This window comes from Xanthomonas sp. CFBP 8443, from assembly GCF_025666195.1.
GTDB lineage: Bacteria > Pseudomonadota > Gammaproteobacteria > Xanthomonadales > Xanthomonadaceae > Xanthomonas_A.
In genome coordinates, this window is the sequence record NZ_CP102592.1 from 3,099,915 (window position 1) to 3,126,889 (window position 26,975).

The 26,975-nt window shown below is 68.8% G+C and carries 23 protein-coding genes and 1 tRNA gene; 8 read left to right on the plus strand and 16 right to left on the minus strand.

Annotated features, from left to right (window positions below; translation table 11 throughout):
• Positions 1–274: 274 nt before the first annotated feature.
• The 3 genes from NUG20_RS12920 to NUG20_RS12930 form a co-directional block, all read right to left on the minus strand.
• Positions 275–556, minus strand: a complete 282-nt coding sequence (locus NUG20_RS12920; protein ID WP_263394876.1) for a hypothetical protein — start codon at positions 554–556, stop codon at positions 275–277.
• Between the two features lie 372 nt (positions 557–928).
• Positions 929–1,004: transfer RNA gene (locus NUG20_RS12925), tRNA-Phe, on the minus strand.
• Positions 1,005–1,328: 324 nt separating this feature from the next.
• Positions 1,329–1,763, minus strand: a complete 435-nt coding sequence (locus NUG20_RS12930; RefSeq protein ID WP_263394877.1) for a hypothetical protein — start codon at positions 1,761–1,763, stop codon at positions 1,329–1,331.
• Between NUG20_RS12930 and NUG20_RS12935 the strand changes: the two genes are divergently transcribed.
• The 8 genes from NUG20_RS12935 (at position 1,762) to dxs (ending at position 11,429) form a co-directional block, all read left to right on the plus strand.
• Positions 1,762–2,238 carry an LEA/WHy family protein gene (locus tag NUG20_RS12935; protein ID WP_263394878.1) on the plus strand — a complete coding sequence of 159 codons (477 nt, stop codon included), beginning with the start codon at positions 1,762–1,764 and terminating at the stop codon, positions 2,236–2,238. The genes NUG20_RS12930 and NUG20_RS12935 overlap by 2 nt on opposite strands.
• Before the next feature lie 537 nt (positions 2,239–2,775).
• A complete protein-coding gene (locus NUG20_RS12940) occupies positions 2,776–3,273 on the plus strand; it encodes a MarR family winged helix-turn-helix transcriptional regulator (RefSeq protein ID WP_263394879.1) in 498 nt (165 codons plus the stop codon).
• Complete coding sequence (locus NUG20_RS12945; protein ID WP_263394880.1) at positions 3,270–5,450, plus strand: FUSC family protein; 2,181 nt, start codon at positions 3,270–3,272, stop codon at positions 5,448–5,450. The genes NUG20_RS12940 and NUG20_RS12945 overlap by 4 nt, the downstream gene beginning before the upstream one ends.
• Entirely contained in the window at positions 5,440–5,640 is a 201-nt protein-coding gene (locus NUG20_RS12950) for a DUF1656 domain-containing protein (RefSeq protein ID WP_263398475.1), read from the plus strand. The genes NUG20_RS12945 and NUG20_RS12950 overlap by 11 nt, the downstream gene beginning before the upstream one ends.
• 8 nt (positions 5,641–5,648) lie before the next feature.
• On the plus strand, positions 5,649–6,644 hold the full coding sequence (locus NUG20_RS12955) for an HlyD family secretion protein (protein ID WP_263394881.1): 996 nt from the start codon (positions 5,649–5,651) through the stop codon (positions 6,642–6,644).
• 174 nt (positions 6,645–6,818) lie between these two features.
• On the plus strand, positions 6,819–8,603 hold the full coding sequence (locus NUG20_RS12960) for an acyl-CoA dehydrogenase C-terminal domain-containing protein (protein WP_263394882.1): 1,785 nt from the start codon (positions 6,819–6,821) through the stop codon (positions 8,601–8,603).
• Between the two features lie 101 nt (positions 8,604–8,704).
• The gene (locus tag NUG20_RS12965; RefSeq protein ID WP_263394883.1) at positions 8,705–9,364 is read left to right on the plus strand and encodes an HNH endonuclease; all 660 of its coding nucleotides are present in this window, start codon (positions 8,705–8,707) and stop codon (positions 9,362–9,364) included.
• 151 nt (positions 9,365–9,515) lie between these two features.
• Positions 9,516–11,429, plus strand: a complete 1,914-nt coding sequence (gene dxs / locus NUG20_RS12970; protein WP_263394884.1) for a 1-deoxy-D-xylulose-5-phosphate synthase — start codon at positions 9,516–9,518, stop codon at positions 11,427–11,429.
• Positions 11,430–11,502: 73 nt separating this feature from the next.
• On the opposite strand, the gene NUG20_RS12975 is transcribed toward dxs, so the two are convergent.
• From NUG20_RS12975 to NUG20_RS13035, 13 genes are all read right to left on the minus strand, one after another.
• Positions 11,503–12,489 carry a TraB/GumN family protein gene (locus tag NUG20_RS12975; RefSeq protein ID WP_263394885.1) on the minus strand — a complete coding sequence of 329 codons (987 nt, stop codon included), beginning with the start codon at positions 12,487–12,489 and terminating at the stop codon, positions 11,503–11,505.
• An 89-nt stretch (positions 12,490–12,578) separates the two neighbouring features.
• Complete coding sequence (locus NUG20_RS12980) at positions 12,579–13,049, minus strand: cupin domain-containing protein (protein ID WP_263394886.1); 471 nt, start codon at positions 13,047–13,049, stop codon at positions 12,579–12,581.
• Between the two features lie 172 nt (positions 13,050–13,221).
• Entirely contained in the window at positions 13,222–14,019 is a 798-nt protein-coding gene (locus NUG20_RS12985) for a WecB/TagA/CpsF family glycosyltransferase (protein WP_263394887.1), read from the minus strand.
• Entirely contained in the window at positions 14,006–14,797 is a 792-nt protein-coding gene (locus NUG20_RS12990; RefSeq protein WP_263394888.1) for a polysaccharide pyruvyl transferase family protein, read from the minus strand. Before NUG20_RS12990 ends, NUG20_RS12985 begins: the two co-directional genes overlap by 14 nt.
• 61 nt (positions 14,798–14,858) lie before the next feature.
• Positions 14,859–16,046 (minus strand): GumK N-terminal domain-containing glycosyltransferase, encoded by a 1,188-nt coding sequence (locus NUG20_RS12995; protein ID WP_263394889.1) that lies wholly within the window; start codon positions 16,044–16,046, stop codon positions 14,859–14,861.
• 52 nt (positions 16,047–16,098) lie between these two features.
• Positions 16,099–17,604, minus strand: coding sequence for a lipopolysaccharide biosynthesis protein (locus NUG20_RS13000; RefSeq protein ID WP_263394890.1), 1,506 nt, complete (start codon positions 17,602–17,604; stop codon positions 16,099–16,101).
• On the minus strand, positions 17,601–18,650 hold the full coding sequence (locus NUG20_RS13005) for a glycosyltransferase (RefSeq protein ID WP_263394891.1): 1,050 nt from the start codon (positions 18,648–18,650) through the stop codon (positions 17,601–17,603). Before NUG20_RS13005 ends, NUG20_RS13000 begins: the two co-directional genes overlap by 4 nt.
• On the minus strand, positions 18,647–19,780 hold the full coding sequence (locus NUG20_RS13010) for a glycosyltransferase family 4 protein (protein ID WP_263394892.1): 1,134 nt from the start codon (positions 19,778–19,780) through the stop codon (positions 18,647–18,649). The genes NUG20_RS13005 and NUG20_RS13010 overlap by 4 nt, the downstream gene beginning before the upstream one ends.
• Before the next feature lie 46 nt (positions 19,781–19,826).
• Complete coding sequence (locus tag NUG20_RS13015) at positions 19,827–20,933, minus strand: acyltransferase family protein (protein ID WP_263394893.1); 1,107 nt, start codon at positions 20,931–20,933, stop codon at positions 19,827–19,829.
• Positions 20,930–22,186 carry a polysaccharide biosynthesis protein GumE gene (locus NUG20_RS13020; RefSeq protein WP_263398476.1) on the minus strand — a complete coding sequence of 419 codons (1,257 nt, stop codon included), beginning with the start codon at positions 22,184–22,186 and terminating at the stop codon, positions 20,930–20,932. Before NUG20_RS13020 ends, NUG20_RS13015 begins: the two co-directional genes overlap by 4 nt.
• Before the next feature lie 205 nt (positions 22,187–22,391).
• Complete coding sequence (locus tag NUG20_RS13025; protein WP_263394894.1) at positions 22,392–23,852, minus strand: undecaprenyl-phosphate glucose phosphotransferase; 1,461 nt, start codon at positions 23,850–23,852, stop codon at positions 22,392–22,394.
• A 307-nt stretch (positions 23,853–24,159) separates the two neighbouring features.
• Positions 24,160–25,593 (minus strand): GumC family protein, encoded by a 1,434-nt coding sequence (locus NUG20_RS13030; RefSeq protein ID WP_263398477.1) that lies wholly within the window; start codon positions 25,591–25,593, stop codon positions 24,160–24,162.
• Positions 25,575–26,273, minus strand: coding sequence for a polysaccharide biosynthesis/export family protein (locus NUG20_RS13035; protein ID WP_263394895.1), 699 nt, complete (start codon positions 26,271–26,273; stop codon positions 25,575–25,577). Before NUG20_RS13035 ends, NUG20_RS13030 begins: the two co-directional genes overlap by 19 nt.
• Positions 26,274–26,975 lie beyond the last annotated feature (702 nt).

The window sequence follows — 26,975 nt, forward strand, 5'->3', positions numbered from 1 at the left end:
GAGAAGACAGCCTTATGCAGCAGCGCGGCAACGATGTAAAGCCGCGGCGCGACCGCGCGCGGCGATGCGGCAGGCGATTGGCCGCGGCGCAAAGTTGCCATGCGCGCGTTGTCCGCTGCGACTGCGCGCGCGATGCGTGCGCGCCTTCCGCACGCCATGGCATCCGGGTGGGTCGCGCTGGCGCCGCTAGCTCAGCGCGACGGACCGGCAGACGCTGGCGCTGTTTGAACCGCTGGCGCCGGACCGGAACTCAGAATCGACGCGCCACCAGGCGTCAGGGGAACAGATCGGCGACTGCGAGATCCTCGCTGTGGCCGCCGCACTCCACCGGCTCGCGCAGGACGACCTGCTCGGCGACACCATCGCGGTGATGCAGGTACACGTTGACCTGCACGCATTCGGCACCGATCTGCTCGATGTACGGCGCGCCGTTGCCGACACCCGCCTGGGAGGCGGCATCCGCATCGGAAACATCCGCTGTTGCAGCGGCGCTCGCAGCTCCCGCAAACGCCCAGGCCATGACACACAAGCAAAACCGCAACAATCCGCTGTTCATTGGCTTCCCCTGTTGGCCATGTACCCAATGATTGCGACAGCCGCGGCCAGTAGTTGAGCGGTATATCCCGAAAAAAGGCCGCATCCCATCATTTGTCTACGGCGCGTGAACATGCGCCCCCGTACGTGCGACGTCCTGTAAATGGTCGCGTCTGAGGCAGAAAGGCGGGGCAACGGCATCGGACAAAACATGAGTGACGTGCGGAAATCGGCATATCGTGTCGCTCAGCGCTGGCGCCCGCGCAGGCATGTACCGCGGAAGCCCGGGCAACGCGGTCGCAGCCCTCGGCGCGTATGCGGCGGCACGACGCAATCGTGCGGCAGCGCTTGCCGCAAAGAAAAGGGCCTGCATTTCTGCAGGCCCTTGGTGTAATGGTGGCCGAGGACGGAATCGAACCGCCGACACGGGGATTTTCAATCCCCTGCTCTACCAACTGAGCTACTCGGCCACTGCGCAACGCGGCAGGACCGGTGCGAGGACGCGCATCATAGCGATGCTGTCGGAATTGGGCAAGTGTGGTGTTTCCGGAATTTCCCTACCGCACGGCAGGGCGTGCGCCGACTGTGCCGGACGGCGGCGCGCGCCATGCTGCGGGCGTCCTCGGTGCCTGGTCCATGCACGGCACGGATGCCGCTGGCAATGGTCATGGACCAGGTCGCCGAGGACAGCGCGACGTGGAAGGATCCCGCGCCACCGGCGTCTAAGCCTCTGCCACCGGAGCGTTCTGTGCCGCTGGCGGTGGCACGTCAGATCCTTTGTTTCAGCCGGCGCGCTATGAAGGACTACTGCCGCATCTGCTACCGGAGACGCATGATCTGCCTTGCAGGTGGGATCGCACTGCACATGCGGGTGCCGCGCTACCGGTTCGCAGGAGCGGTGGCGCTGCGACCAGCGCTGCGGCGCTGACCAAGCCGACGAGTTCGCGCAGGTGCAGGTGCAGGTGCAGCGAGCCTGCGGCGCCGATCTGCCCGCCCATGCTGTAGCGCGCGCCGCCGATCGAGACCGCGCCCGGCATGGCTGCGCTGCGGTACCGCGACACGGCGCGCATGGCGACGGGACGCCACGAGACGGCGAGCCTCTGCCGGAACCTCCTGCCGACAGGAATGTCCAGCGTCCACGCGCACGCCTTCGGCGTGCCCGCCCCACCACGCAGTGCCCAGGCGCCGTAGTATTCTTCGCCGATCTTCACGTCCTGGAATCCGGTCATGGGTCAGCGGCTTCGCTTCGGCTTGCTCGTGTTGTGCACTGCGCTGCTGGCTGCCTGCGGCGACGGCATGGTGCGCCGCGTGTCCGACCCAGCCGCCAGCGTGCAGCAGCTCACCGTCAACATGGACGGCAGCTGGAAGGTGGACCTGCGCCTGCAGAACTACAGCAGTATCCCGATGCGCTACGACACCGTGCGCCTGGAACTGGGCGTGGGCGGCGAAGCCGCCGGGACCGTGCAGACCGCGCCCGGGATCTCGATCGGACCGGAAACGGCGGACGTGGTCAGCATCGCGCTGCGCCCCAGTTCGGCCGCCCGCATCGCCGTCGCCGACGCGCTGGCAGGTCGCCGCAGCCTCGAGTACACGCTCAAGGGCAGCATCGATGCGACGCCGGAAGAGAAGAAGCAGCGCAACTTCGAGATCGACACCCGCAACATGCTCAGCCCGGCGCCTGGACTGGACGGCGTCCTGCGTTGACGCCAACCACCGCGCTGCCGGCGCTGCAGCGCGGGCACTGCGGTATTACCGGTATTCGGCATGCGACCTGCGCCGGCCTGCGTCCTGGGCAGAATGTCTCCTTGATAAAGAAATAGCTTGAACTTGCTCTGCAGCGATTGCACGGCATAGCGCGGCGAAGCGCTGCGGCTGGCGCTGTATCTACATCGCCAAGACCTTAGCTGAACCGGCAACCTGCCGGCTCGCACTGCGCCAAGCGCGCCATCACCGAGCCAGCAACTCGCCCAGAACCTCGCCGGTCGACGCCATGCCGTCGACCGGCGCTTCACCGATCGCAGCCACGACCTTCGCGGGCCCGCTGCTGTACTGGCCATCGCCAGCGCCCCACCTGCCCCATGTCCAGCCTTCGGCGGGTCTCCGCCATCGCGCCAGCACCGGAGCATCGACGAGCCGGAAAACCTCAACGCTCCACACGAACCTGGGCACGTTCAGCTGCCATTACCGCCAAATTACTACATAAATGTAATATATACATATGTACGAAATAGGCAGCTACGCATGAGCCGCTTCGGTGCCACCGAACAGCGCCTGGACGTCACCGGCCGCAAGCATCCGGGTTTCCCGCGCGACGCGGCCACGGTCGTGCGCCTGATCAAGCTGCTGCACAAGCTGATCCTGGACCAGGGCAACGACCTGCTGCGCGCCTATGGCCTGAACTACTCCGAATACAACGTGTTGATGATGATCGACGCCAGTCCCGACGGAACCCTGAGCCCGTCGCAGCTGAGCGACGCGGCCAGCGAGAAATCGGCCAACATCACCCGCCTGACCAGCCACCTGGTCGACAAGGGCCTGATCCAGCGCAGCCCCAGCGCCGAGGACCGGCGCATGTTGCTGCTGCGCCTGACCGCCGAGGGCGAGCGCCTGATCGAAGCGTTCATGCCCGACGTGTTCGCGCAGCTCAGCGGCTATGCGCAGCACCTGCAGCGCGCCGAACTGGCGCAACTGGAAGCCCTGTTGAAGACATTGCTGCGCGGCGTGGAGCGCGACGCATGAGCGCGCACCGCGCCGATGCCGGCACCGGCGCGCCCGCAGGCGCGGCGCCGCAGCGCCTGCGCACGCTGCTGGCCGAGGCCTTGCGCGGCGAAGGCGACGCCTGGCTGTTCGTGCTGCGCACGCTGCTGTCGATCTACCTCGCCGGCTGGATCGCGCTGCGCCTGGACCTGTCCTCGCCGATGACCGCGATGATCACCGTGGTGGTGGTGATGCACCGACAGACCGGCATGGTGTTCGCCAAGGGGTTCTATCGCGTGCTGGGCACACTGATCGGCAGCGTCGCCGCGCTGGCGATGGTCGCGCTGTTTCCGCAGGAGCCGGTGCTGTTCGTGCTGGCGCTGGCGCTGTGGATCGGCCTGTGCACCGGTGGCGCGCTGCTGTACCGCAACTTCAAGGCGTACGCGTTCGTGCTGTCCGGCTATACCGTGGCGCTGATCGCGCTGCCGGCGGTGAACCAGCCGGAGAACGTGTTCACGCTGGTGGTCGCGCGCGTGACCGAGGTGCTGCTGGGGCTGCTGGTGACCGGCGTGGTCAGCGACGTGGTGTTCCCCAGCCGCCTGCGCCAGACCCTGCGCGACACCGTGCGCCGCGCCTACGACGGCTTCCTCGATTTCGTCCGCGACGCCACCGGCGGCCAGCTGCCGCGCGCGGCGATGGAGCAGGCGCACCTGCGCTTCGTCCGCGACGCGGTGGAGATCGAGGACCTGCGCAGCTCGGTGGTGTTCGAAGACCCGGAGGCGCGCGTGCGCAGCGGCCGCCTGCGCCTGCTCAACCAGCGCTTCATGGCCGTGTCCACCAGCTTCCAGTCGCTGCACCACTACATCAACCGCCTGCTGCGCCAGGCCGAGGGCGAGGTCGCCGATGCGCTGATCGGCCTGTACCGGCCGCTGAAGGCGGCGCTGAGCGAGCGCGGCGGCCGCGAGCGCACCGCCGAGACCGCGCGCCGGCTGGCCGAGTGCCGCGACGCGCTGGCACCTCGCGCCGCCGCGGTACGCGACACCCTGCCGAGCGCGCGCTATGAGGATTTTGATACCGGCGTGTCGCTGCTGCGGCGCTTCTTCGGCGAGCTGCACGATTACGTCGCCGCCGAAGCCGCGCTGGTCGCCCCGCAGCAGTGGCGCACGCCGCAGGCCGGCGGCGACACCGCGGTGTTCCTGCGCGGCAACGACTACGCGGCGGCGGCGCTGACCGCGTTGCGCAGCGCGCTGCTGGTGGCGGCGATGTGCTGGCTGTGGATCCAGGCCGGCTGGATCAGCGGCGCCACCGCGGTGTTCCAGGCGGTGGCGTTGAGCGCGATCCTGTCGTCCAGCGCCAACGCGCCGGCGGCGGCGCGCTCGCTGTTCAAGGGCTTCGTGTTCGGCGCCACGTTGGGGGCGGTCTGCCAGTTGCTGGTGCTGCCGCAGATGGACGGCTACGTCCTGTTCGTCGCCGGCACCGCACCGTTCCTGCTGCTGACCCTGTACCTGGCCTCCAAGCCGGCGCTGTTCGGCTTCGCCACCGGCACCAACCTGGCCTTCATCTCGATCCTGGCGGTGCAGCCCACGCCGCACTTCGATGCCGTCGCCACCTTCAACAGCGTGGTGCCGCTGCTGCTGGGCACGCTGGCGGTAAGCGTGGCGTTCGTGTTCGTGCCGCCGGTGATCGGCACTCGCTGGCATCGCCGGCGCCTGCTGGAACAGCTGCGGCGGCAGACCACGTTGGCCGCGCGCGCGCCGCTGCCCGGCCTGCAGTTGCGCCTGGAAAGCGTCAACCGCGACCTGTTCCAGCAGATCGTCGCGCATACCCCGCCGGGCAGCGACGAACTGCGCGACCTGCTCGGCTGGGCGCTGTCGGTGCACGAGACCGGGCGCACCCTGGTCGAGCTGCGCCGCGACGCCGCCGACGGCGACCTGCCGGCCGCGCTGGCGGCCGACGTGGACGCCGCGGTGCAGGCGCTGGCCGCGCTGTACCTGGCGCCCTCGCCGGCACGGCACCGCCTGGCGCTGCAGCGCATCGACGCGGCGCTGGCCGCGAGCCGGGTCGACGGCCAGGTGCCGCTGCGCTGGAAACGCACCCGCGAGCACCTGCACCTGCTGCGCGGCGCTCTGCTCGATGCCGACTCGGTGCTTGCCGCACTCGCCAGCGGGCACCCGCCCGCCCCGCCCTCGCCAGGAGCCGCCGATGTCGCTGCCCGCTGAAATCTCGATCGCCGGCGTGTACGTGCCCGGCCTGTTGGTGCTGGCGGTGCTGCTGCTGTTCGCCGCCTGGGCGGTCGACGCGCTGGCCGGCCGCGCCGGGCTGTACCGCTACGCCTGGCACCCGCCGCTGTTCCGCCTGGCCTTGTACGTCGCCGTGTTCGCCGCGTGCGGCCTGCTCCTTTTGCCGTGAGTCCCGCCATGAAGACCCCTGCCCTGATCCGTTTCGCCCTGACCGCCGCGGTCGTGCTGATCGCCGCCCTGCTCGCGCATGCGCTGTGGCGCCACTACATGCTGTCGCCGTGGACCCGCGACGGCCGCGTGCGCGCCGAAGTGGTGCGCATCGCCCCGGACGTGTCCGGCCTGGTCGATGCGGTCGCGGTGACCGACAACCAGCACGTCAAGCGCGGCGACGTGCTGTTCAGCGTCGATCGGCGGCGCTTCGAGCTGGCCCTGGCGCAGGCCCGCGCCGATTTGGCCGCGGCGCAGGCGCAGGCGCGCTCGGCCGGCGCCAGCATCTCCGCCGCGGCCGCCAGCCAGGCGGCGAGCGAGGCCGAATTCCAGATGCGCCGCGCGCAGGCCGAACGCCGCGCCCGCGCCGCGGCGGTGATCTCGGCCGAGGCCCGCTCCGACGCCGAGGCCACCGCGCGCTCGGCGCAGGCCGACGTGCACCGCACCGCCGCCGTGCGCGGCCAGGCCAGCGCCGCACAGGCGCAGGCGCTGGCGGCGGTGGAGCAGGCCCAGGCCGCGGTCGACCTGGCCGCGCTGGACCTGCAGCGCACCCAGGTCCGCGCCACCGCCGACGGCTACGTCACCAACCTGGACGTGCGCGTCGGCGACTACGCCCAGGCCGGCGGCGCGCGGCTGGCGCTGGTGCGCGACGACGCGATGTGGGTCTACGGCTACTTCGAGGAGACCAAACTGCCGCAGGTGCACGTCGGCGATCGCGCCGACATCCGCCTGATGAGCGGCGGGGTGCTGCTGCATGGACGGGTCGAAGGCATCGCCCGCGGCATCGCCGACAGCGACAACCCGACCAGCGCCTCGCTGCTCGCCGACGTCAGCCCAACTTTCAACTGGATCCGCCTGGCGCAGCGGGTGCCGGTGCGGGTGCGCATCGACCCGGCCAGCGTGCCGGAGGGCACCATCCTGGCCGCGGGCATGACTGCGACAGTCACGGTGCATGGAAAGCCGTGATTGGGGAGTCGGGATTGGGGATTCGTAAAAGCCAGCTGCGGGCCTCGATCCATCCACACCGCGCGATCGCCGTTACGAATCCCGAATCTCCAATCCCCAATCCGGCCCCACATCCATACGCCGTAGTATCCTGCGCATCTCGGCCGCGCCGCGGCCTCTGTTCCGAGCGACCGCATGAGCACCTACCAAGCCCCGCTGACCGACCTGCGCTTCGCGCTGCACGACGTGCTGCAGGTGGAGGCCCTGTTCGCCCGCCTGGGCTACGCCGACGCCACCGCCGACGTGGTCGATGCCGTCCTGGAGGAAGCCGCGCGCTTCACCGGCACGGTGCTGGCGCCGCTGAACCGGGTCGGCGACGAGCATGGCTGCACGCTGGACGCGGCCACCGGCGCGGTCACCACCGCACCCGGTTTCCGCGAGGCCTACCGGCAGTTCGCCGACGGCGGCTGGACCGGCCTGACCGCCGCGGTCGAATTCGGCGGCCAGGGCCTGCCGCACACGCTGGGCGTGCCGCTCAACGAAATGGTCAACGCCGCCAACCTGGCCTGGGGCAACTTCCCGCTGCTGTCGCATGGCGCGGTCGAGGCGCTGAAGCAGCACGGCGAGGCCTGGCAGCAGGAGGTGTTCCTGAAGCCGCTGGTCGACGGCCGCTGGACCGGCACCATGTGCCTGACCGAACCGCACTGCGGCACCGATCTGGGCCTGCTCAAGACCCGCGCCGAACCCGACGCCGACGGCAGTTGGTCGGTCAGCGGCACCAAGATCTTCATCACCGCCGGCGAGCACGACTTCACCGACAACATCGTGCACCTGGTGCTGGCGCGGCTGCCGGACGCGCCGGCCGGGGCCAAGGGCATTTCGCTGCTGGTGGTGCCCAAGTTCAAGGTCGCCCGCGACGGCAGCGTCGGCGAGCGCAACGCGGTGCGCTGCGGCTCGCTGGAGCACAAGATGGGCATCCACGGCTCGGCCACCTGCGTGATGAACTTCGACGGCGCGCAGGGTTACCTGGTCGGCCAGCCGCACAAGGGCCTGCAGGCCATGTTTACGATGATGAACACCGCACGCCTGGGCGTTGGGTTGCAAGGCATCGGCCTGTCCGAGCGCGCCTACCAGAACGCCCTGCGCTATGCGCGCGAGCGCCTGCAGTCGCGCTCGCTGACCGGGGCCAAGCTGCCGGACAAGCCGGCCGACCCGATCCTGGTGCATCCGGACGTGCGCCGCATGCTGCTGACGGTGAAGGCGCTGACCGAAGGCAGCCGCCTGCTGGCGCTGCACGCCGCGACCCTGATCGACGTCGCCCACCATGCGCAGGACCCGGCCGAACGCGAGCGGGCCGACGTGCTGGTCAGTTTCCTGACCCCGATCTCCAAGGCCTGCCAGACCGAATGGGGCGTAGAGAACACCTATCACGCGCTGCAATGCTTCGGCGGCCACGGCTACATCCACGAGCACGGCATGGAGCAGCTGGCGCGCGATGCGCGCATCACCACGCTGTACGAAGGCACCACCGGCATCCAGGCGCTGGACCTGATCGGGCGCAAGACCGCGTCCAGCCAGGGCGCCGGGCTGAAGCTGTTCCTGGCGCAGATCGAGGCCTTCGCCGGCGAGCACGCGGACAATCCGGCGGTGGCCGAGTTCATCGCGCCGCTGCGCGAGAAGGCCGGCGAATGGGCGGCGCTGACCAAGCGCATCCTGCAGCGCGCCGCCGGCAATGCCGACGAGCTGGGCGCGGCCAGCTACGACTACGTGTTCTATTCCGGCTACGTGGTGCTGGCCTACTGGTGGGCGCGCAGCGTCGCCGCGGCCGAGGCATCGGCGCACAGCGAGGCGTTCAAGCAGTCCAAGCGCGAGACCGCGCGCTTCTACTACGCCAAGCTGCTGCCGCGCACGCTGACCCACGCCGCGGTGATCGAGGCCGGCGCCGAACCGCTGATGGCGATGGCCGACGCGCACTTCTGAACCCTGCGCAAGGCGCGACCGGCAGCGCATGCGCCGGTCGCGCAGATCCGTCCCGGTGCGATACACAAATCGTCAACAATCGGGTATAAGCTGTTTTCCCGATGGAGACAGACACAACAACGCTTGGTCTGATCGATACCGGAGCCTTCGCCGCTTCGGCCGGCGGCGCGTCGTTGCCGCCGCCCCCCGCCCACCTGCCTTCGGTCCGCCTGCTGTCGCTCGACGCGCACGGCCGGGTGCTGGACTGGATCAACTGGCAATCGGCCGCTTGCCTGTATGCGCGCGGCGCGGTGGCCTGGACCCTGGGCGAGCCGTGCATGCACATCCATGGCGGCATGTCGCGCGCCAGCGGCGAGCGCAGCGTGCTGCACCTGCATCCGATCATCGCCGCGCGCGGCCATGCCCGTTCGCGCGCGCTCGACCCCACCCCGACCCTGACCAACACCGCGCTGTTCGCCCGCGACGCGCAGCTGTGCCTGTACTGCGGCCAGCAGTTCAGCCGCCCACAACTGACCCGCGACCACGTGCTGCCGGTGTCCAAGGGCGGCCGCGACACCTGGGAGAACGTGGTCACCGCGTGCTTCCACTGCAACTCGCGCAAGGGCAACCGCACCCCGCAGCAGGCGTCGATGCCGCTGCTGGCGGTGCCCTACCGGCCGAGCTGGATCGAGCACCTGATCCTGTCCAACCGCAACATCCTGGCCGACCAGATGTCGTTCCTGAAGGCGCAACTGCCCAAGCGCTCCAAGCTGTCGGTCTGACCCGCCACGGCGGCGCAGTCGGCGCCCTTGCCTGCGACGGATTGCCGCACCCGGTCCCCGCAACGGCCCGCGCTGCGCCCAGCTGAACCGGTTTGCTTGCCCGTCTTCGGAATGGGGAGGAAAATGATCGGTCCGCTGAATCCAGATTCCGATGATCGATCCCACCCGCTATCCGCGCCTCTCGCGCATCCAGATCCCCGCCGAACTGCGCCGCTTCGAGGAATCCGAGCTGCCGGCGATCGCGGAGGAGCTGCGCGCCTACCTGATCGAGTGCGTCGGCAAGAGTGGCGGCCATTTCGGCGCCGGCCTGGGCGTGATCGAACTCACCGTCGCCTTGCACTACCTCTACGACACCCCCGTGGATCAGCTGGTGTGGGACGTCGGCCACCAGACCTACCCGCACAAGATCCTGACCGGGCGCCGCGACCAGATCCATACGGTCAAGCAGGCCGACGGCGTGGCGCCGTTCCCCAAGCGCGAGGAAAGCGACTACGACACCTTCGGCGTCGGCCATTCCTCCACCTCGATCTCCGCGGCGCTGGGCATGGCCATCGCGCTGCAGCGCGCCGGCGACGAACGCAAGGTGGTGGCGGTGATCGGCGACGGCGCGATGACCGCCGGCATGGCCTACGAGGCCTTGAACCACGCCGGCGGCATGGAGCCTGAGCCGAACCTGCTGGTGATCCTCAACGACAACCGCATGTCGATCTCCGAGGCGGTCGGCGGGGTCACCAAGATGCTCGGCCGCATGAGCGGCAGCAAGACCCTCAATGCGATCCGCGAGGGCGGCAAGAAGATCCTCGGCGACAAGAAGAGCAATCCCACCGCGCGCTTCGTGCGCCGCTGGGAAGAGCACTGGAAGGGCATGTTCGTGCCGTCCACGCTGTTCGAGGAGATGGGCTTCCACTACACCGGCCCGATCGACGGCCACGACCTGCCGGCGCTGATCGGCGCACTGAAGACCCTGCAGACGCTGAAGGGGCCCCAGCTGCTGCACGTGATCACCACCAAGGGCAAGGGCTACGAACTGGCCGAGGGCGACCAGATCGGCTACCACGCGGTCGGCCCGTTCGACCCGAGCAAGGGCCTGGTGTCCAAGCCGGGGGCCAAGGCGCCGACCTATACCGACGTGTTCGGCGAGTGGATCTGCGACATGGCCGCCGCCGAACCGGCGCTGCTGGCGATCACCCCGGCGATGCGCGAGGGCTCGGGCCTGGTGCGCTTCAGCAAGGAATACCCACAGCGCTACTTCGACGTGGCGATCGCCGAGCAGCACGCGGTGACGCTGGCCGCGGGCATGGCCACCCAGGGCGCCAAACCCGTGGTGGCGATCTACTCGACCTTCCTGCAGCGCGGCTACGACCAGCTGGTGCACGACGTGGCGGTGCAGAAACTCGATGTGCTGTTCGCGATCGACCGCGGCGGCGTGGTCGGCCCGGACGGCGCCACCCACGCCGGGAACCTGGACCTGAGCTTCCTGCGCTGCGTGCCGCACCTGGTGGTGATGGCGCCGGCCGACGAGGCCGAGTGCCGGCAGATGCTCAGCACCGGCCTGCAGCATGCCGGCCCGGCCGCGGTGCGCTACCCGCGCGGCACCGGCCCCGGCGTGGCGCCCGGCACGGCGCTGGACACGCTGCCGATCGGCAAGGCGCAGCTGCGCCTGCAGGGCGCCACGCTGGCGCTGCTGGCGTTCGGCGCGACCGTGGCGGCGGCCGAACAGGTCGGCCGCGAACTGGGCCTGAGCGTGGTCAACATGCGCTTCGTCAAGCCGCTGGACCGCGCACTGCTGCTGGAACTGGCGCGCAGCCACGACGGCTTCGTGACCATCGAGGACAACGTGGTGGCCGGCGGCGCCGGCTCCGGCGTGGCCGAACTGCTCAATGCGGAAGGCGTGCTGCGCCCGGTGCTGCACCTGGGCCTGCCCGACGCCTTCCAGCACCACGCCAGCCGCGAGCAGTTGCTGACCGAAGCCGGCATCGACGCCGCCGGCATCCGCGCCGCGGTGCTGGCGCGCTGGCCGCAACTGGCCGCCGGCGCCAGCACGCCGCGCACCGCGGCCGGCTGACCGCCGGCGAGGGTCGGCATGCCGGGAGCGGCAGGTGCGGCGCGGCCAGTAGCGTGCGCCGCACGTCGGCGCATCAGGGCGCGATCACCTCGTAGCCGCGCGCGCGCAGCCGGTCCAGCGGGCCGTCGGCCTCCTGCAAGGTCTGCATCGACAACACCGCGAAGCTGGAACGGTGCTGCGCCAGCGCCCGCTCTGCCGTCTCCAGCCACTTGTCCCGCACACGCCCGCGCACGTCGCCCAGGCCCAGCCTGCGCGCGATCGCCGCTTCGCTCACCGCATCCACGCACACCCGGTACTGGTCGTTGCCCGGCAACCCGGAGAGCGCGTCCAGATCGCCTTCGGACCAGGCATTGGCGCGTTGGCGCATCGTCTCCAGGTCGCCCTGGATGACCTGCAGGGTGCGCGCGAAACAGCGGCTGTCGTTCAACGAGGTGGCGCGGAATTCCTGCAGCGCGCGCTTGGCGTCGGGCACCTTCACTTCCACCACCACCGGCACGATCGGCACCTTGGCGCGCTTGGCCGCGCGCGCGATCACCGGCTCGGTGACGCTGGCTATGCTCAACCCCGACTTGCGCATCGCCGCCTCGTAGAGCTCCTGCGCGGCGAAGACCGGCCGCCATTTTTCCACGCTGCCGTCGCGGCCCAGGTAGCGCGCCTTCAGCGGCAGCCAACGCGCATACAGATCCGCCGGCAGCACCTGCTGCAGGGTCTTGTCGTCCGGGTTGCGCCGCGCCTTCAGCAGCGACGGCAGCAACAGCATGCTGCGGAACACGCCCAGATCGGAGGACAGCGACAGCGTCGGCGCGGCGATGACCTGCTGCGACTGGCCGATGACCCGCTCCACTTCGCCCGATTCCCACTGCATGCGCTTGGGCAACGGCGACACCGTGCCCAGGATCCACAGCACATGCTCGCCACGGCGCACCTGCCACAGCCCGGGCCCAGGCTGGCGGCCGGTCACCAGCACCGCATCCAGGTCGACCACCGGCGGCGCGGCGGCCTGCACTGCCGGCGGCGGACCCGGCTGCGCCGCGGCCAGCGCCGCGCATGCCAGCAACACCGCGGCACAGCCGCCTCGTACCGCATTCGCCAAACGCATCCGGCCACACTCCAGCAATTGGATCGGCGCCGAACCCGGCGCGACGTTGTTCAGACTGCCAGCGTGGGCAGTGTCGCGGCCAACGGATCGGCAGCGGACAGCAGTTCGAAGCGTTCCCACAGAAAGCCCGGCGCCACTACGCAGCGCACCAGGCAATAGTCGTCCAGCGGCCGCGCCGCTTGCCAGCTGCCGGCGGCGATCACCGCGGCGGGCAGGCCGCCGCGTTCGCTGGCGTCCAGCCGATGGCGTTGCAGGCCGTGCTGCGGATCGAAGCTCAGCAGTTCCAGCGCGCCGCCCTCCTCCCACTGCCAGGTCTCGTCGGCATCGATCCGGTGCCAGTCGCTGTGTTCGCCGTGCACCAACAGGAAGCGGATCGCGGTGCAGGCCGGACGCGTCGTGCCCTCGTGCTGGACCTGCAGCGTGGAGGTATGCACGCGGGCATAGTGCCCGCCTTCGGGATGCGGCTGCAGCGACAGGTCGCGCAGCAGGGTCTGGATACGGGAAGAGGATGCGGTGGCCATGCGTCAGTCTAGGGTTCGCCAGCGCGATTGGAATAGGCCATTGCGCACGGTCGCGTGGCCCATCGTGCTGTGCCAACCGATCGCACGCGGCACTGTGTGCCGGCCCGATCCGGCCGCACGCACCGGCACTTCCTTCCGTGCACGCGCCGATGCGTGATCGCTGCGGCGCGGTTCAGGGCGTGCGCTGGATTTCCGGCACCGCCGTCCCCTGATCCAGGCGCCGGCCATTGCGCAGGCACACGCCGAAGAACACCAGCAGGTCCCAGCTGTAGCGCTTGAGCAGGCGGCGCGGCTCGCGCAGCAACCGGTACATCCACTCCATGTGCAGCCGCCGCACCCATTCGGGCGCGCGTTGCGCCTTGCCGGACAGGAAATCCAGCAACGCGCCGACCCCGAACAGCAACGGCGCGCGCAGCTGCGCGGCATTGTCGAGGATCCAGGTTTCCTGCAGCGGATTGCCGAACGCCACCAGCACCACGTCGGCGCCGCTGGCGTTGATGCGATCGGTCAACCCGGCGCCGGCGGCGGCGAACTCGGCGTAGCCGTCGCAGGTGCCGACCACGTCCTGCCCCAGCGTCTGCCGCAGCATCTGCGCGGCGGACTCGGCCACGCCCGGACGGCCGCCGAGCAGGAAGAAGCGCAGCGGCCGCTGGCTGTGCCGGCACAGGTACGGGATCAGGTCGGTGCCGTTGAGGTTGCCGGCGAAGCGCCGGCCGTGCACCAGCAACGCGCCCAGGTCCATGCCGATGCCGTCGTTGACGATGCGCACGTCCGGCGCGCGCAACCGCGCGCGCAACGCCTGGCACTGCACCACGAAGTTGGTGTTGGCGAAGAACACCTGCCGCTGCTCGCCGCGCGCGCGCGCCTGGAACAGCGCATGCGCGAACGCCGCTTCGGTGGTGCGCAGGATCGGATAGCCGCCCAGCGCCATCACCTCCTGGGTTTCGGGCTGGCGGTCACCAGAGGTCATGGGGGAAGCTGTCCAACAGACCGCGCTGCACGCTGTCCAGATCGAAACCCGCGTTGCCGCCCAAGGCCAGGCACTCCTCCACGCTGTGGCCGGCATGCCACTGCATGCGTCCGGTGCCGTGGTAGTAATCGTCGTACTTGAACCGGTCCTCGCCATTGCCCCAATCCAGGTAGACCGACGGCACGCCGTAGGCCTCGGCCAGGATCAGGCCGTGCAAGGAACTGGACACCACCAGTTCCGCGCCCAGCAGTTGCCGCACGAACGTGGCTGGTTGCCGGTTCGGCAACACCAGCTGGTCCTTGTAGCGCGCATATTTGTCCGATGGTTCGTTGAAGTGCGGCACGATCAGGAACGGCTGCCGCGTGGCCGGCGGCGCCAGCGCCTCGCGCGGGAAGAACAGCGGCATCAGCAGCCCCGGATCGCCGTAGATCTCCGGCACCTCCAGCCCGCGCTCGCGCAGGAACGCACGGGTCTTGGGGCCGCGCACCGCGCGCACGTCGAGGCTGCGGAAGGTATGCCGGTCGGCAGGAATCTTGCCGTTGATGCCGCTGCCCCACACCGTGTCGCCATCCCTGGCGAAGTGCAGCACCGAGCCAATCGCGATCAGGCGCTTGCGCTTGTCGCGCTTGTCCAGCAGGGTGCGGTCGCGCTGGCCGAGGACATTGGAAACGATGATCTTGGACAGGTGATCGCCGACATTGATCTCCCCGTTCTTCGGTTTCCACCAGAACAGCGCACGCCGTTCTTCGTAGTCAATCCATTTTTGCAATGCGGACATGCGGGCTCCTCCTCCAGATGCGCATACGGTATTCGTTCGGTAGTGGCGGACTGCCGGCGTCTCAGGCCGGGCTATCTGTAAACATCCGCGTTTCCGGATAGGCCGCCGGGTCGAGCACGCGGTCGGTGGTGTCCGACCAGCTCAGGCACTGGCGATGGCGCTCGTGCGGCGCCTGCAGCGCCTGTCCGATCGCGGCGACGATCGAGGCCTCGTCGCCCGGCGTGTAGCCGAAACGCGACGGATAGCGGCCGACCACCGCGTTCGGGCACACCGCCGGCAGGCCGAAGAAATCGTACTGCAGCAGCTTCATCGAACTGTCGGCCAGGTATACCGGCACCTGTTCCGAGGCGTACGGGGCGATGCCGAAGCGCGCGTGCTTGATGTAGCGGATGGTCTCGGCGTGCTTCATCTCGCCGTACACCACCACGTTGTCGCCGTAGCCCGGCGCGCGGCCCATGCCCGAACCGATCACGTGGAAGGTGACCTGCGGGAAGGAGCGGCTGGCGGCGACGAAGAAGTCCGGATCGAACAGCATCGAGCCGACCGCCACCGCATGGATGCCCTCGGCGTACGGCGACGGATCGCCAAGCGTGTCCAGGTTGTGATCCACGCCGTGGCCGACGTGGAACACGTTGTGGCGGCTGGAGATCTCGTCGGCCATCGCCGGCGACACCAGCGCGATCACGTCCAGGCTCGGCGCCACCCGCTCGAACTCGCGCTCGATGTAGTCGGCGACGTTGATCGTGCTCAGTCCGTCGGAGGCGCGGTAGACCTTGCGCGCGGTCGGATTGATCCGCGCCGCCAGTTCGATGAAGGCCACCGCGATGCCGCTCTCGAACACGATCACGTCCGCTTCCTGCATCCAGCGCAGCAGCGTGGCCGGCGGCTTGGCCGCGTACAGCTTGAACATCAGGTCTTCCAGCGGCCGCAGCCAGCGCCGCCGGGTGTTGAACGGGTGCAGCGGCGCGCGCCACAGGTAGCAGTCCACGCCGTTGTGCTTGACCACCGTGTTGGCGGTGGCGTCCAGCGGCAGGCGCAGGTCGCCCTTGAGCCGCGACAGCAGGCTGTAGCGCAGCGAGAAGAAACGCGTGGTGCCGCGCTTGGCCAGCTCGTCGGCGATGAAATGGATGTTGGCGCGGCGCGGCGTGCGGTAGTCGTGCGCCGACAGCACCAGGTAGCACGGCGGGCGTCCGGCAATGGCCGCGGCCGGTGCCGCGGCGAGCGTCGCCGACGCGGAAGAATCGCTCATGGCATCGCTCCTTTGCGGGAAGGGGTCTCGGGAAATGTCGCTTGGCCGCGGGTCATCGCTTGGCCCTGGCATCGCGCAGCAGCGTGCGCATGTTGAGGATCGCCATCACGTCGCGGCGGAACGCCGGCCACAGCGCGAACACCAGCACGCAGCCCAGCGCCATCGCCGCGCTGCCCACCGCCAGTTGCTGCCACAGCGAGCCGCCGCCCCACTGCTGCGCGGCGAAGTACGCCGCCACGCCGCAGGCGCCATAGCCGAGGATCGCGCGCAGGCCGTTGTTGAACAGCTCCAGCGCCGGCACCTGCGGCGCCACCTTGGCGATCCAGATCACCGACAGCGGCCACATCACCAGCAGGCCCAGGGTGTAGCCGACGGTCACCCCCATCACGCCCCAGATCGAACCGGCGAAGATGCAGGCGATCAGCATCACCCGCCCGACCACCGAATACACCAGCTGCTGGCGCATCAGGCCCAGCGCCAGGAACACCCAGTAGGTGGCGTAGGACGCGGTCTGGAAGATGCCGCCCAGGGTCAGCACCTGGAACAGCGGCACCGCCGGCCGCCACTGTTCGCCGAGCACCAGCACGATCAGCGGCAGCGCCAGCGCGCAGGCGAAGGAGAACAGCGCCACGATCAGGTGCACCATCACCGTCTGCCCGCGCAGCAGGAAGCTGCCGAAGCGCGGCGGATCGTCCTGCAGCTGCGACAGCACCGGCAACGCCACCGAAGTGGCCGGCGCATTGATCTGGTTCAGCGGCATCATCAGCAGCTGGAACGCGCGGTTGTACAGGCCCAGCGCCTCGGCGCCGATGCGGTGGCCGATGATCACCTGGCCGACGTTGCGGCTGGCGTAGCCGAGCAGCTGCGCGGCCATCAGGTTCCAGCCGAAGCTCAGGAACGCGCGCATCGGCGCATCGCGGCGGTAGCCGCGCGGCAGCCAGCGCGCGCAGGCGCCGGCGATGGCCAGGTTGACCAGCGCCTGCACCACCTGCTGCCAGACCAGCGCCCAGTAGCCGTAGCCGGCCAGGGCCACGCCGACGCCGGCGATCAGGCCCAGCACCTGCGCGCCGACGTCGCTCAGCGATACCTGGCCGAATCGCAGCCCGCGGCTCAGGTGCGCGCGGTACTGGGTGGTCATGCCGTTGAGCAGGAAGGTCACCGCCAGCGCCTGCGAGATGCCCAGCAGCGCCGGTTCGCGATAGAAGTGTGCGATCCACGACGAGGACAGGAACACCACCACCGCCAGCACCAGGCCGATGCCGCTGTTGATCCAGAACAGGTTGTCGCGCTGCTCGCGGCTGACGTGCTTGGCCTGGATCGCGGCCGAGGACAGGCCGAAGTCGCGCAGGATCTCGGCCATGCCGACGATCGCGGTGACCATCGCCATCAGGCCGTAGTCGTAGGGCGTGAGCAAGCGCGCCAGCAACACGATGCCGCCGAACTGCACCACCATCTTGGCCAGCTGCCCGGCCATCGTCACCGCCGCGCCGCCGGCCGCGCGCGACCCCAGGCTGCGTTCCGGCGGCGCGGCCGGCGGCGGCGCTCCGGCCACGCTCATGCCAGCGCCTCGACGCGCTGGCCGAGCGCGTCCAGATAGCTGCGGTAATGCTGCACGCCGATCGCGCTCCAGTCGCGCCGCGACAGGTCCGGCGTCGCATCGGCCGGCAGCCGCTGCGCCTGCGCCAGCGCGTCCGCCAGCTGCGCCGCATCCAGCTCACCCCGGTACAGCAGCACCCACTGCGGCCCGACCTCCGCGGCGATCGCCGCATTGGCTTCGTTCCACGGCGCCAGCACCGGCCGCGCCAGCGACAAGGCCAGCAACAGCGTGCCGGAGTTGTGCATCTGCCGGTACGGCAACACCACCAGCTCGGCCTCGCCGACCTCGCGCGCCAGCACCTCGTCCTCCACGTACTGCAGGCGCGCGCTGATCCGCGGATCGGCGGCGCAGGCCTGCTCGACCACGGCGCGGATCTGCGGATTGATCGGATTGCCGGCGATGCGCAGGCTCAGCGTCGGATCGGGCAAGGCCTGCAGCGTCGCCACCAGCGTTTCCACGCCCTTGTACGGGCGCAGCAGGCCGAAATGCAGCAGCCGCCCGCGTACCCGCGGCGGCTGCGGCATCGCCGCGTACCAGTCGCGATAGTGGCCGTGCAGGATGGTGTCGGTGGCCGGCGCGCGCTCGGGCGTGGTCGCGTTGATGCGGATCCAGCGCGCGGTCAGCCGATCGGTCCAGCGCAGCAGCTGGCGCTCGCGCCAGCCCTTGTCCTCGTGCGGGGCCACGTTGTGCAGCGTGCGCACCAGCGGCACGCCGGTGAGCCACAGCCGCAGCAGCAGCAGCGCCATGCACGCCTGCTTGGCCAGCGTGCCCAGGCCGCTGCGGTGCCGCATCATGTATTCCGGCCAGTGCACGTGCAGCACGTCGTAGCGCGACAGCAATGCCGCGCGCATCGAGAAGAAGCGCAGCTGCACCTGCTGCGGCAACGCGGCGTACAGCTGGGTCAGGTACGGGTTGGTGGTCGCGGCCGGCCGTTCGGTCGACAGCAACACGGTGATCGGCGGACCGGGGACGCGCGCATCGCCGCTGCAGCGCGGTTCCACGCTCATCGCACGCCCTCCGCAGTGCCCAGCGCCGCGCGGTACTCGTCCAGGTACGCGCCGACCACCTGCTCCCAGTCGTAGCGCTGCGCATAGGCCATCGCCGCCTGCCGCTGCGCGGCGAACGCAGCGTCGGTGGCGGCCGCATAGGCCTGCACCGCGTCGGCGGCGCGCTGCGCGTCGGCCGGGTCCACCAGCACGCCCTGCGCCGATTCGCGCACCAACCGCGCGAACGGCGGGATGTCGCTCAACACCGGCAGCAGGCCGGCGCTCATCGCCTCGACCGCGGCCAGGCCGAAGCCCTCGTGCCGCGACAGGCACACGAAATACTGCGCACTGCCGAGCAGCTGCGCCAGTTCCTCCTGCGACGGCGCCACGTGCAGCTGCACGCGCTCCTGCAAGCCGCGCTCGGCGATCGCCTGCAGCAGGTCGGCATGGGTGAAGTCGTACTCGCGCCCGGCCACGATCAGCCGCCACGCCGGATCCTGCGCCGCCAGCGCGCGCAGCAGGTCCAGCGTCTCCAGCAGGCCCTTGTTGACCGACCAGCGCCCGAAATAGATCAGCGTGCGTCCGGGCGAGGCGCTGCCCTGCCCGGCAAACTTGCTCACGTCCACGCCGTTCTCGATCACCCGCAGGCGCTGCGGCGCGACCACCGCGGAGAACACCTGGCCGTCGTTCTCGCTGGTCGCCACGATCCGCGCGTAGGCCCAGGCCGAGGCCCGGGTCAGCGTCTTGAACCACAGCATCTTCAGCCGCGAGGCATAGGTGGTGTGGAAGAACCCGCCGTGGGTGGACACGATCATCGGCGTGCCGTGCAGCAGGCGGGTCAAGGCCAGGAAGTCGTAGAAGAAATCGATGCCGTGCACGTGCACCAGGTCGGCGCCGCGCAGCGTCGCCAGCACCTGCGGCGCCAACGGATAGCGCGAGGAGCCGCGGAACGGCACGCGTACGATCGGCACGCCCTGGTACACGTCGTGTCGCGCCAACCGCTCCTGCGGCCGGGTGAAGACCCGGTCCAGGGTGACCACCTCGACCTGATCTCGGCCCTGCTGCAGATGCCGCCGCGCGATGTTCAGCACCACCTCCTCCATGCCGCCCACGGACGGATGGAACTGGCGCACGACATGTACCACTTTCATTGAGCGCTCCCGTGCGACAGCGCACAGCGTTGTTGCGATGGCGCCATCAGGGCGCCTCCTGTCTGGCCGGTTCGCGGCGCAGCCCGATCATCCACGGCGCCACGCGCACGATCACCGCGCGGATCGGCACGCTGGCGATCACCGCGAGCACACCCACCGATACCGCCCAGGCCAGTCCCCAGGCATCGCCGCGGACCAGGCCGGTGCGGCTGGCGACACCGGCCATGACCGAGAACAGCAGCGTATGCGTGCACAGGATCAGCAAGGTATTGCGCCCGATCCACTGCACCCAGGCCCATTCCTGCACCAGTCGCGCCGCGCACAGCGCCATCGCGCTGCCGAGCAGGCTCGCCGCCAGGAACGCCAGCGGCGAATGGCCGAACTTCATCATGTTCACGTCCACCCGGCCGTTGTTCCAGGCGATCGCGAACCATGCCGCGCCGAGCAGCAACGCCGCCAGCGCATTGCCCATTCGGCTACACGGCAGGCGCGCGCTGCGCTTGGCCGCGGCCGCACCGACCGCGAAGAAGCACAACGCCACCGGCAGCACATCCAGCGCGAACGGCAGCCGGTAGTCCTGGGTCGGGAACCAGATCGCCCAGCCCCAGGCCAGCAGCAGCGACAGCAGCGCCAGCACGTCCAGCGACAGGCGCCGGCGCAGGTACAGATAGGCCAGCGTGGTCACGAACAGCGCCGGCAGGAACCACAGCGCCGGCATCACGTAGAGCTTGGGGCCGATGCCGCTGACCAGGCCCAGCAACGGTTCCCACCATGGCCGGTCGCCCCACAGCTGCGCCTTGGACCCGATGTTGCGGGTCAGCATCCAGTACGCGTACGCGACCACGAAGAACGCCAGGTACGGCAACAGCAGGCTGCGCGCCAGCTTGGTCCAGGTCGCCACGCCCAATGGCCGCTTGCCGAACGCCTCCCCGACCCAGCCGGACAGCACGAAGAACATCGGCACGTGGAAGCTGTAGGCCAGGATCACATAGGCCTGCGGGATGCCCTTGGCATGGCCGAACACCACCAGCAGGATCGCCAGCGCCTTGGCCGCGTCGATGCGCGCATCGCGCGCGGCGCGGGTCCCGCGCACACCGGTTTTGGTCGGCTCCTCGGCCAGCACCGTCTGCAACGGCTGCGTCGCTGCGCTCATGTCGCCACCGCCTCAGGTCGTTGCGTATCAGTGGCCGGCGGTAGCACGTCCAGTTCGCGCCGCCGCGGCACCATCTGCCACAGGCAGCCGCAGACGAACCACCACAGCGCCGCGGTCTTGATCGAGAAATAGCCGTTGGACACCAGCAGGCTCAGCGCGAACGCGAAGATCAGCAGGTTCTTGAACAGCTGGCCCTCGATCGTGCGCATCAGCATCGCGAACGAATAGGCGACCAGGAACGCCAGCACCATCACCACCGACTGCGAGGAGATGAAATAGGCGATGCCGCTGTCGAAATACGTGTACGGCGATTGGGCATCCAGGCCCAGCCACGATTCGGGGGTCATGTTGCGGATCGAATAGACGGTGAAGAACACCCGCCCGAGGGTGGTGTCCTCGTAGCTCTGGATGCCGGACGCCCACACCATCAGCCACGCGCCCAGCAGCACGCCGAAGAAGATCAGAAAGCCCAGGCGCTGATCCATGCGCCGCAGCAGCGGGGTCAGCAGCACCATCATCACGCAGGTGCCGGCGGCCAGGCGTCCGTCCGAGGCCACGATCAGGAAACCGATCATCGCCACCGACGCAGCGATGGCCAGCGGCCGCATCCAGCGCCAGAAAGTCAGCAGGATCGCGGTGAAGAAGATGATGAAGTTGCCCATCGTCACCGGCTCGATGAACACCGAGGAGGCGCGCGGCAGGTTGGAGGACGGCAGGAAGTTGCGCGCGCCCGGCCGCGTCGCGCTGACGAACAGGTTGCTGTCCGCGTTCCAGAAACTGGACGCCGCGGCACCGCGCGCATTGACGAAGTAGCTCTTCGGATTGACCACGTCGCCGTACAGCTTGGGCAGCGCCAGCTCGAACAGCGCCACCAGCGACACAATCAGCGCCATGCGCAGGAACAGCTTGGGCAGCGACCCGGTATAGGCCGCGCCCAGCACCAGGAACGCGAACGGGATCAGCGCATCGCGGAAGAACTTCGGATCGATCGACCAGACCAGGAACAGCCGCGCCAGCATCAGCAGCACGATCGCCGCGAGCCCGGTGAACACCAGCGCGGTGCGCTTGCGGTCCAGCGCCCACAGGCCGATCACGAAGCAGGCGCCGTAGACCCCCAGTTCGGCGACATAGGTCATGGCCGGGCTGACCCGGAACACCTTGGCGTTCACCAGCGCGAGCAGGAAGTTGTAGCCGATGGCGAACAACAGCAACAGCTCGATCAGCAGGTTGCGGCGCCGCTCGCGCAGCGTCATCACGGGCGCGGTCAGCACGCACTGCCTCGCGAGACGGCAGAAAGCGGCACAACGACGGCGCGGCGACCACGCACGCGACGACCGGCCACCGCCCTCATCGCGCGGCGGCATGCGCCCCGGCCGCCGCCGTCCCCGCTGCCGACGGCGACGACGGGGCGGCGCCGGCAGCGGGGACGGTCGGCGGAGTAACGGTACATCGGGCGCATCAGTAGGCGGTCTTCTGCCCGAGCACCTTCACCGCGGTGAGCACGATGATCCGCGTATCCAGCCACAGCGACCAGCGCCGGATGTAGTCAAGGTCGTACTGGATGCGCTTCTTCATCGTCCGCAGCTCCGGCGTTTCGCCGCGGAACCCGTTGACCTGGGCCCAGCCGGTGATGCCCGGCTTGACGTAGTGCCGCTGCATGTAATGGTTGATCAGCTTCTCGTAGTGGGTGTTGTGCTGCGCCGCATGCGGACGCGGCCCCACCACCGACATGCTGCCGCCGAGCACGTTGAACAGCTGCGGCAACTCGTCCAGGCTGGTGCGGCGCAGGAACGCGCCGAACGGCGTGACCCGGCTGTCGCCGCGCTTGGCCTGCACCACCACGTCGCTGGGCTCCTGCTGCACGCGCATCGAGCGGAACTTGTACATGTAGAACTCGCGCCCGCCCAGGCCGTGACGGCGCTGGCGGAAGAACACCGGACCCGGCGAACTCAGCTTCACCCCCAGCGCCACCGCCAGCATCACCGGCCACAGCACCGCCAGCGCCGCCAGCGCCACCACCTTGTCCTGCAGCGCCTTGGCGACCACGAAGTAGGTGTTGCGGTCCACCCCGCCCTGGCGCAGGTTGATCACCGGCACGTTGCCGATCTGGTCGCCGGACTGGTTGAGCATGCCGAAGTCGAACAGGTCGGGAATCAGCCGGACCTGGATCGGATAACGGTCCATCTGCTGCAGCAGCTGCTTGATGTGGTCGCGTTCGCCCAGCGGCAGCGAGATCCACACCTGCTCGACCTCGTTGTTGTTGAGGTACTCGATCAGCGATTCCGGCGTGCCGGCCCCCAGGCACTGCAGCTTCTTCGGATGGTCGGCCACCGACAGGTCGTAGTCGCTGCTGAAATAGCCGACCAGTTGCATGCCGACCCATGGGTTGCGGCTCAGGTAGTTGTGGATCTTGACCACCGGGTGGCGCAGGCCGACCACGACCACGCGCTGCACGTCCACGCCTTCCGAGCGCAGGTGGTTGAGCACGCCGCGGACCATGGTGCGCGAGACCAGCAACGTCGCCAGGCTGCTGGTGAACCACAGCCCGATCCACAGCCGCGAGACCTGCTGTCCGAACTGCACCACGAAAGCGTGCACCGCGAACAGCGCGAACACCCCGCTGCAGGCGAGGCCCAGCACCATCATTTCGCGCAACAGGCCGCGTCCGCGCCAACTGCGGTACAGCGGGAATAGCGCGAAACAGATCACCGCGTACAGCAGCGTGGTGCCGATCGCGACCCGGTAGGACGCTTCCGGCAGCCAGTTGCCGAACAGCAGGCGGTGGCTGACCAGCGCCGCGGCGACGATGACCGTCAGATCCGAAACGCGGAGCACGATATCCGCCGCGGCCGCATATTTGGACAGCAGGCGGGGGGACGAAGTTGTATAGGTGGCGCTACTCAGGTCTGCCAAAAGCATGGTCGGGATTCCCATCCAAACTCGGGTCGGTGGCATGCGGGGGAACATGCGACGTCGTCGAGCCTCGATCTCATCTGCCAGTGGACCGCTGCGGTGCCTTCCTCACCGACCCCAGGTCCACGGCAGCCCGTGTTACTTCAACAGAACGACGACTGCGTACAACCGGTCAGGAAAATAATCGATCGCCTTGGTTCTTAGCTGAATCACGTATCACCTCGCTGAAGAATTTGCGTAGAAAAAATGACGTGTGCCTGCATCGGCGCATCGACCGCGATCGCGGTCACGCTGCCGCATCGCGCCGGGCCGTTCATGCCGCGGCCGCCGCATTGGCTTCGCGCAGGAAATAGCGGATCAGGGCGATCGTGATCGCCATGAACAGGCCGAACACGAAGGCCAGCGCCAGGTTCAGCAAGGTCTTGGGCGAACTCGGCCGGCCCGGCACGTCGGCCCGGTCCACGATCGACACGTTGTTGGTGCCGACGTTGCCGGCCACGCCGATCTCCTTGTAGCGCTGCAGCAGCGCGTCGTAGAGCTGGCGGTTGGTGTCGGCTTCGCGCTTGAGCATGTTGTAGCGGATGCTGCGGGTCTGCAGATCCAGCTCTTCGTTCTTCAGGCTGGAGATGCGCTCGGACAGCAAGGTCTCCTGTTGCCGCGCCGCCTCGTAGTCGTTCTTCAGCGCAGTGCGGATGTTGGCGATCTCGTTGGCGATCTGCCGCTTGGTCTCCGCGATCTGGTTCTGCAGGCGCTGCATTTCCGGATAGCCGGGCTGGAAGGTCGCCAGCTTCTGCTGGTACTCGGTCGCCAGCCTCACCTGTTCGGTCCGCAGGTTCTGGATCAGCGGGCTGCTGATCACCTGCGGCAGACCCAGGCCGTCGCCGATCCCGGCCTGGCGCCAGGCCGACTCGGCCTTGATCCGCGCATCCTGCGCGGCCGCCAGGCGCACGTTGAGCTCGCTCATGTTCTGCGTCGGCAGCGACGGCTTGTCGTCGCCCAGCGACACGATCTGCTCCTTGCTGGAGTAGTCGACCGTGTTCTTCTCCGACTCCTCGACCTTGTCGCGCAGCTGTTCCAGCCGCTCGGACAGGTACTTGGACGCGAACGAGGACGCCTGCAGGCGCCGCTCCTGGGTCGAGGCGATGAACATCTTCGCGTAGGTGTTGGCCACGCGCGCGGCCAGCGCCCGGTCGGGCGAATCGAAGTTGATCCGCACCAGCCGCGAGTCGCGCACCGGCTCGATCTGCAGCGCGTCCAGCACCGGCCCGACCAGCGCGTTCTCGGCCGCGGTGGCGCGCGCCTGCGGCGACGGCGCGCGGCCATCGCCATTGCCTTGCAGCTTCTCCAGCGCCTCGTCGACCAACGGCTTGAAGGTCGGCTCCTGGGTCAGCCGCGCCTCGCGGATCACCGCGCGGGCCAGCGAACGGCTGCCGAGCAGCTCGTACTGGGTCTGGTAGAAATCGCGATCCTGCGGCGATTCCACCGGCATCAGGTTCGCCACGTTGGTGACGTTCAAGGCCTCGCGCTCGATCTGCAGCACGCTGGTGGCGCGATACTTGGGCGTCATCAGCAAGGTGACCAGCAGCGCCAGCAGCACGACCGCGGCGGTGATGCCGACGATCAACCAGCGCTGCCGGTACAGGGCGTTCCAGTAGTCCAGCAGACTGATGTCGGCCGGGCTCAGCGGTGCCGATGCCGAGGAGGAGCGGTGATGCATGCCGTGGGTACTCATCGGTAGGCCCGCCAGATCATCACGAACGGCGTCAGTTCCACCAACGTGCGCAACAGCAGGCGCGCATCGGAGCGGTACACCACGACGATGTCGCCGCCGTAGATTTCAGGATCGGGGGATGCGCCCTTCTCGATATCGCCGAGGTCGAACCGCGCCAGCATCTTCTGCCCGCCGACGTTGCGGAACACCACCACGTTGCCGCGGCTGGCGACGTTGTTGACGCCCTTGCCCAGCGCCAGCGCCTGCTGCAGGGTCAGCGCGGAACCTGCGATCGGATAGATGCCCGGCTCGGTGACGGCGCCGCTCACGGTGACCCGGTTGCCGGTGAATTCGTCGACCAGCACCGACACCTGCGGGTTCTGCACATAGCCGTTGCGATAGCGTTGGGCGATGTCCTTCTGCAATGCGTTGACGCTGAGCCCGGCCGCCTTGACGTCGCCGATCAGCGGCAGCGAGATGCGGCCCTCGTTGTCGACCCGCACCTGGCGTTCCAGGTCGTCGATCTGGAATACCTTGACCGTCAGCAGATCGCCGGGGCCGAGCAGGTATTCCGGCTGTCCCATCGAACCTGCCAGCGGATCGCCTGGAGGCAAGTCCGTCCGCAGCTTCGGTCCGCTACTGCAGGCGGACAGGAAGACCAGACAGGAAAGGGCCAAGCACAGTGCCCAGTTGAACGTGCCGAAAAGTTTACCCATGCGCGATGCCGATGCCCTCTGTCGAGTGGTTTTGAGAACGCCGCACTCTCCCCACCGGCCGATGCTCCATCACCGGTCGGGTAAGACGATTGCAGTGTCATTTCCAGCCTCGGGCGACTGCCCGGGCCAACAGTGAAGCCTCGTGTTGCAGTGCACTATGGCACAGCTGTCTGCCCTCACCAAGACGTCATCCGACATTTTTTTGACGCCATACCGGAGGGATTCAACTACATGTCCGGATATTCAGCAATGCGAACGACGCAGTGCAGCAAAAGACACGACGTTAACGTGACGCGTGTCAAAGCCTTGACAGCCCTCCTTCGCACTTCCGCGCCAGCTTCCCGGCGTCGCCGACAGTCTGCCTTCCCGGTGCGTGGATTGGATGAGCCGAAATTGAACCGGCGTCGGCGCATTTGTCTACACCGCCGCCCGATTCCAGCCGCGGCAGTGCCCTGCGCCGGCCATCGGCCCATTTTGCGGAAGCGGCTTCAGTCGCGACACGCCTGACCGAAAACGTATCGCACCCGGCCTGCTCCCCAGCGCCACAGCGTCCGCGACGGCCATTCCGGCGCGCAGATTCGGCGCTGCACTGCGGCACATACCCCTCCGGCCTACCGTTCATCCGCTCGCTGAGGCCATGGCCAATGTTCAGAACAAGGCGGGACGCCGAATGGGCGCAAAACGAAAAAGGCCCATGTCGCT

Bases quoted from the DNA above. Each gene is read 5' to 3' on its own strand.
- NUG20_RS12990 (WP_263394888.1), bottom strand. From the start codon at position 14,797: ATGTCCGCATTGCAAAAATGGATTGACTACGAAGAACGGCGTGCGCTG.
- NUG20_RS13025 (WP_263394894.1), bottom strand. From the start codon at position 23,852: ATGCTTTTGGCAGACCTGAGTAGCGCCACCTATACAACTTCGTCCCCC.
- NUG20_RS13020 (WP_263398476.1), bottom strand. From the start codon at position 22,186: ATGACGCTGCGCGAGCGGCGCCGCAACCTGCTGATCGAGCTGTTGCTG.
- NUG20_RS12980 (WP_263394886.1), bottom strand. From the start codon at position 13,049: ATGGCCACCGCATCCTCTTCCCGTATCCAGACCCTGCTGCGCGACCTG.
- NUG20_RS12920 (WP_263394876.1), bottom strand. From the start codon at position 556: ATGAACAGCGGATTGTTGCGGTTTTGCTTGTGTGTCATGGCCTGGGCG.
- dxs (WP_263394884.1), top strand. From the start codon at position 9,516: ATGATCGATCCCACCCGCTATCCGCGCCTCTCGCGCATCCAGATCCCC.
- NUG20_RS13005 (WP_263394891.1), bottom strand. From the start codon at position 18,650: ATGAGCGTGGAACCGCGCTGCAGCGGCGATGCGCGCGTCCCCGGTCCG.
- NUG20_RS13010 (WP_263394892.1), bottom strand. From the start codon at position 19,780: ATGAAAGTGGTACATGTCGTGCGCCAGTTCCATCCGTCCGTGGGCGGC.
- NUG20_RS13035 (WP_263394895.1), bottom strand. From the start codon at position 26,273: ATGGGTAAACTTTTCGGCACGTTCAACTGGGCACTGTGCTTGGCCCTT.
- NUG20_RS12935 (WP_263394878.1), top strand. From the start codon at position 1,762: ATGGGTCAGCGGCTTCGCTTCGGCTTGCTCGTGTTGTGCACTGCGCTG.
- NUG20_RS12965 (WP_263394883.1), top strand. From the start codon at position 8,705: ATGGAGACAGACACAACAACGCTTGGTCTGATCGATACCGGAGCCTTC.
- NUG20_RS12930 (WP_263394877.1), bottom strand. From the start codon at position 1,763: ATGACCGGATTCCAGGACGTGAAGATCGGCGAAGAATACTACGGCGCC.
- NUG20_RS12940 (WP_263394879.1), top strand. From the start codon at position 2,776: ATGAGCCGCTTCGGTGCCACCGAACAGCGCCTGGACGTCACCGGCCGC.
- NUG20_RS13000 (WP_263394890.1), bottom strand. From the start codon at position 17,604: ATGAGCGTGGCCGGAGCGCCGCCGCCGGCCGCGCCGCCGGAACGCAGC.
- NUG20_RS13015 (WP_263394893.1), bottom strand. From the start codon at position 20,933: ATGAGCGCAGCGACGCAGCCGTTGCAGACGGTGCTGGCCGAGGAGCCG.
- NUG20_RS12955 (WP_263394881.1), top strand. From the start codon at position 5,649: ATGAAGACCCCTGCCCTGATCCGTTTCGCCCTGACCGCCGCGGTCGTG.
- NUG20_RS12995 (WP_263394889.1), bottom strand. From the start codon at position 16,046: ATGAGCGATTCTTCCGCGTCGGCGACGCTCGCCGCGGCACCGGCCGCG.
- NUG20_RS12960 (WP_263394882.1), top strand. From the start codon at position 6,819: ATGAGCACCTACCAAGCCCCGCTGACCGACCTGCGCTTCGCGCTGCAC.
- NUG20_RS12945 (WP_263394880.1), top strand. From the start codon at position 3,270: ATGAGCGCGCACCGCGCCGATGCCGGCACCGGCGCGCCCGCAGGCGCG.
- NUG20_RS12985 (WP_263394887.1), bottom strand. From the start codon at position 14,019: ATGACCTCTGGTGACCGCCAGCCCGAAACCCAGGAGGTGATGGCGCTG.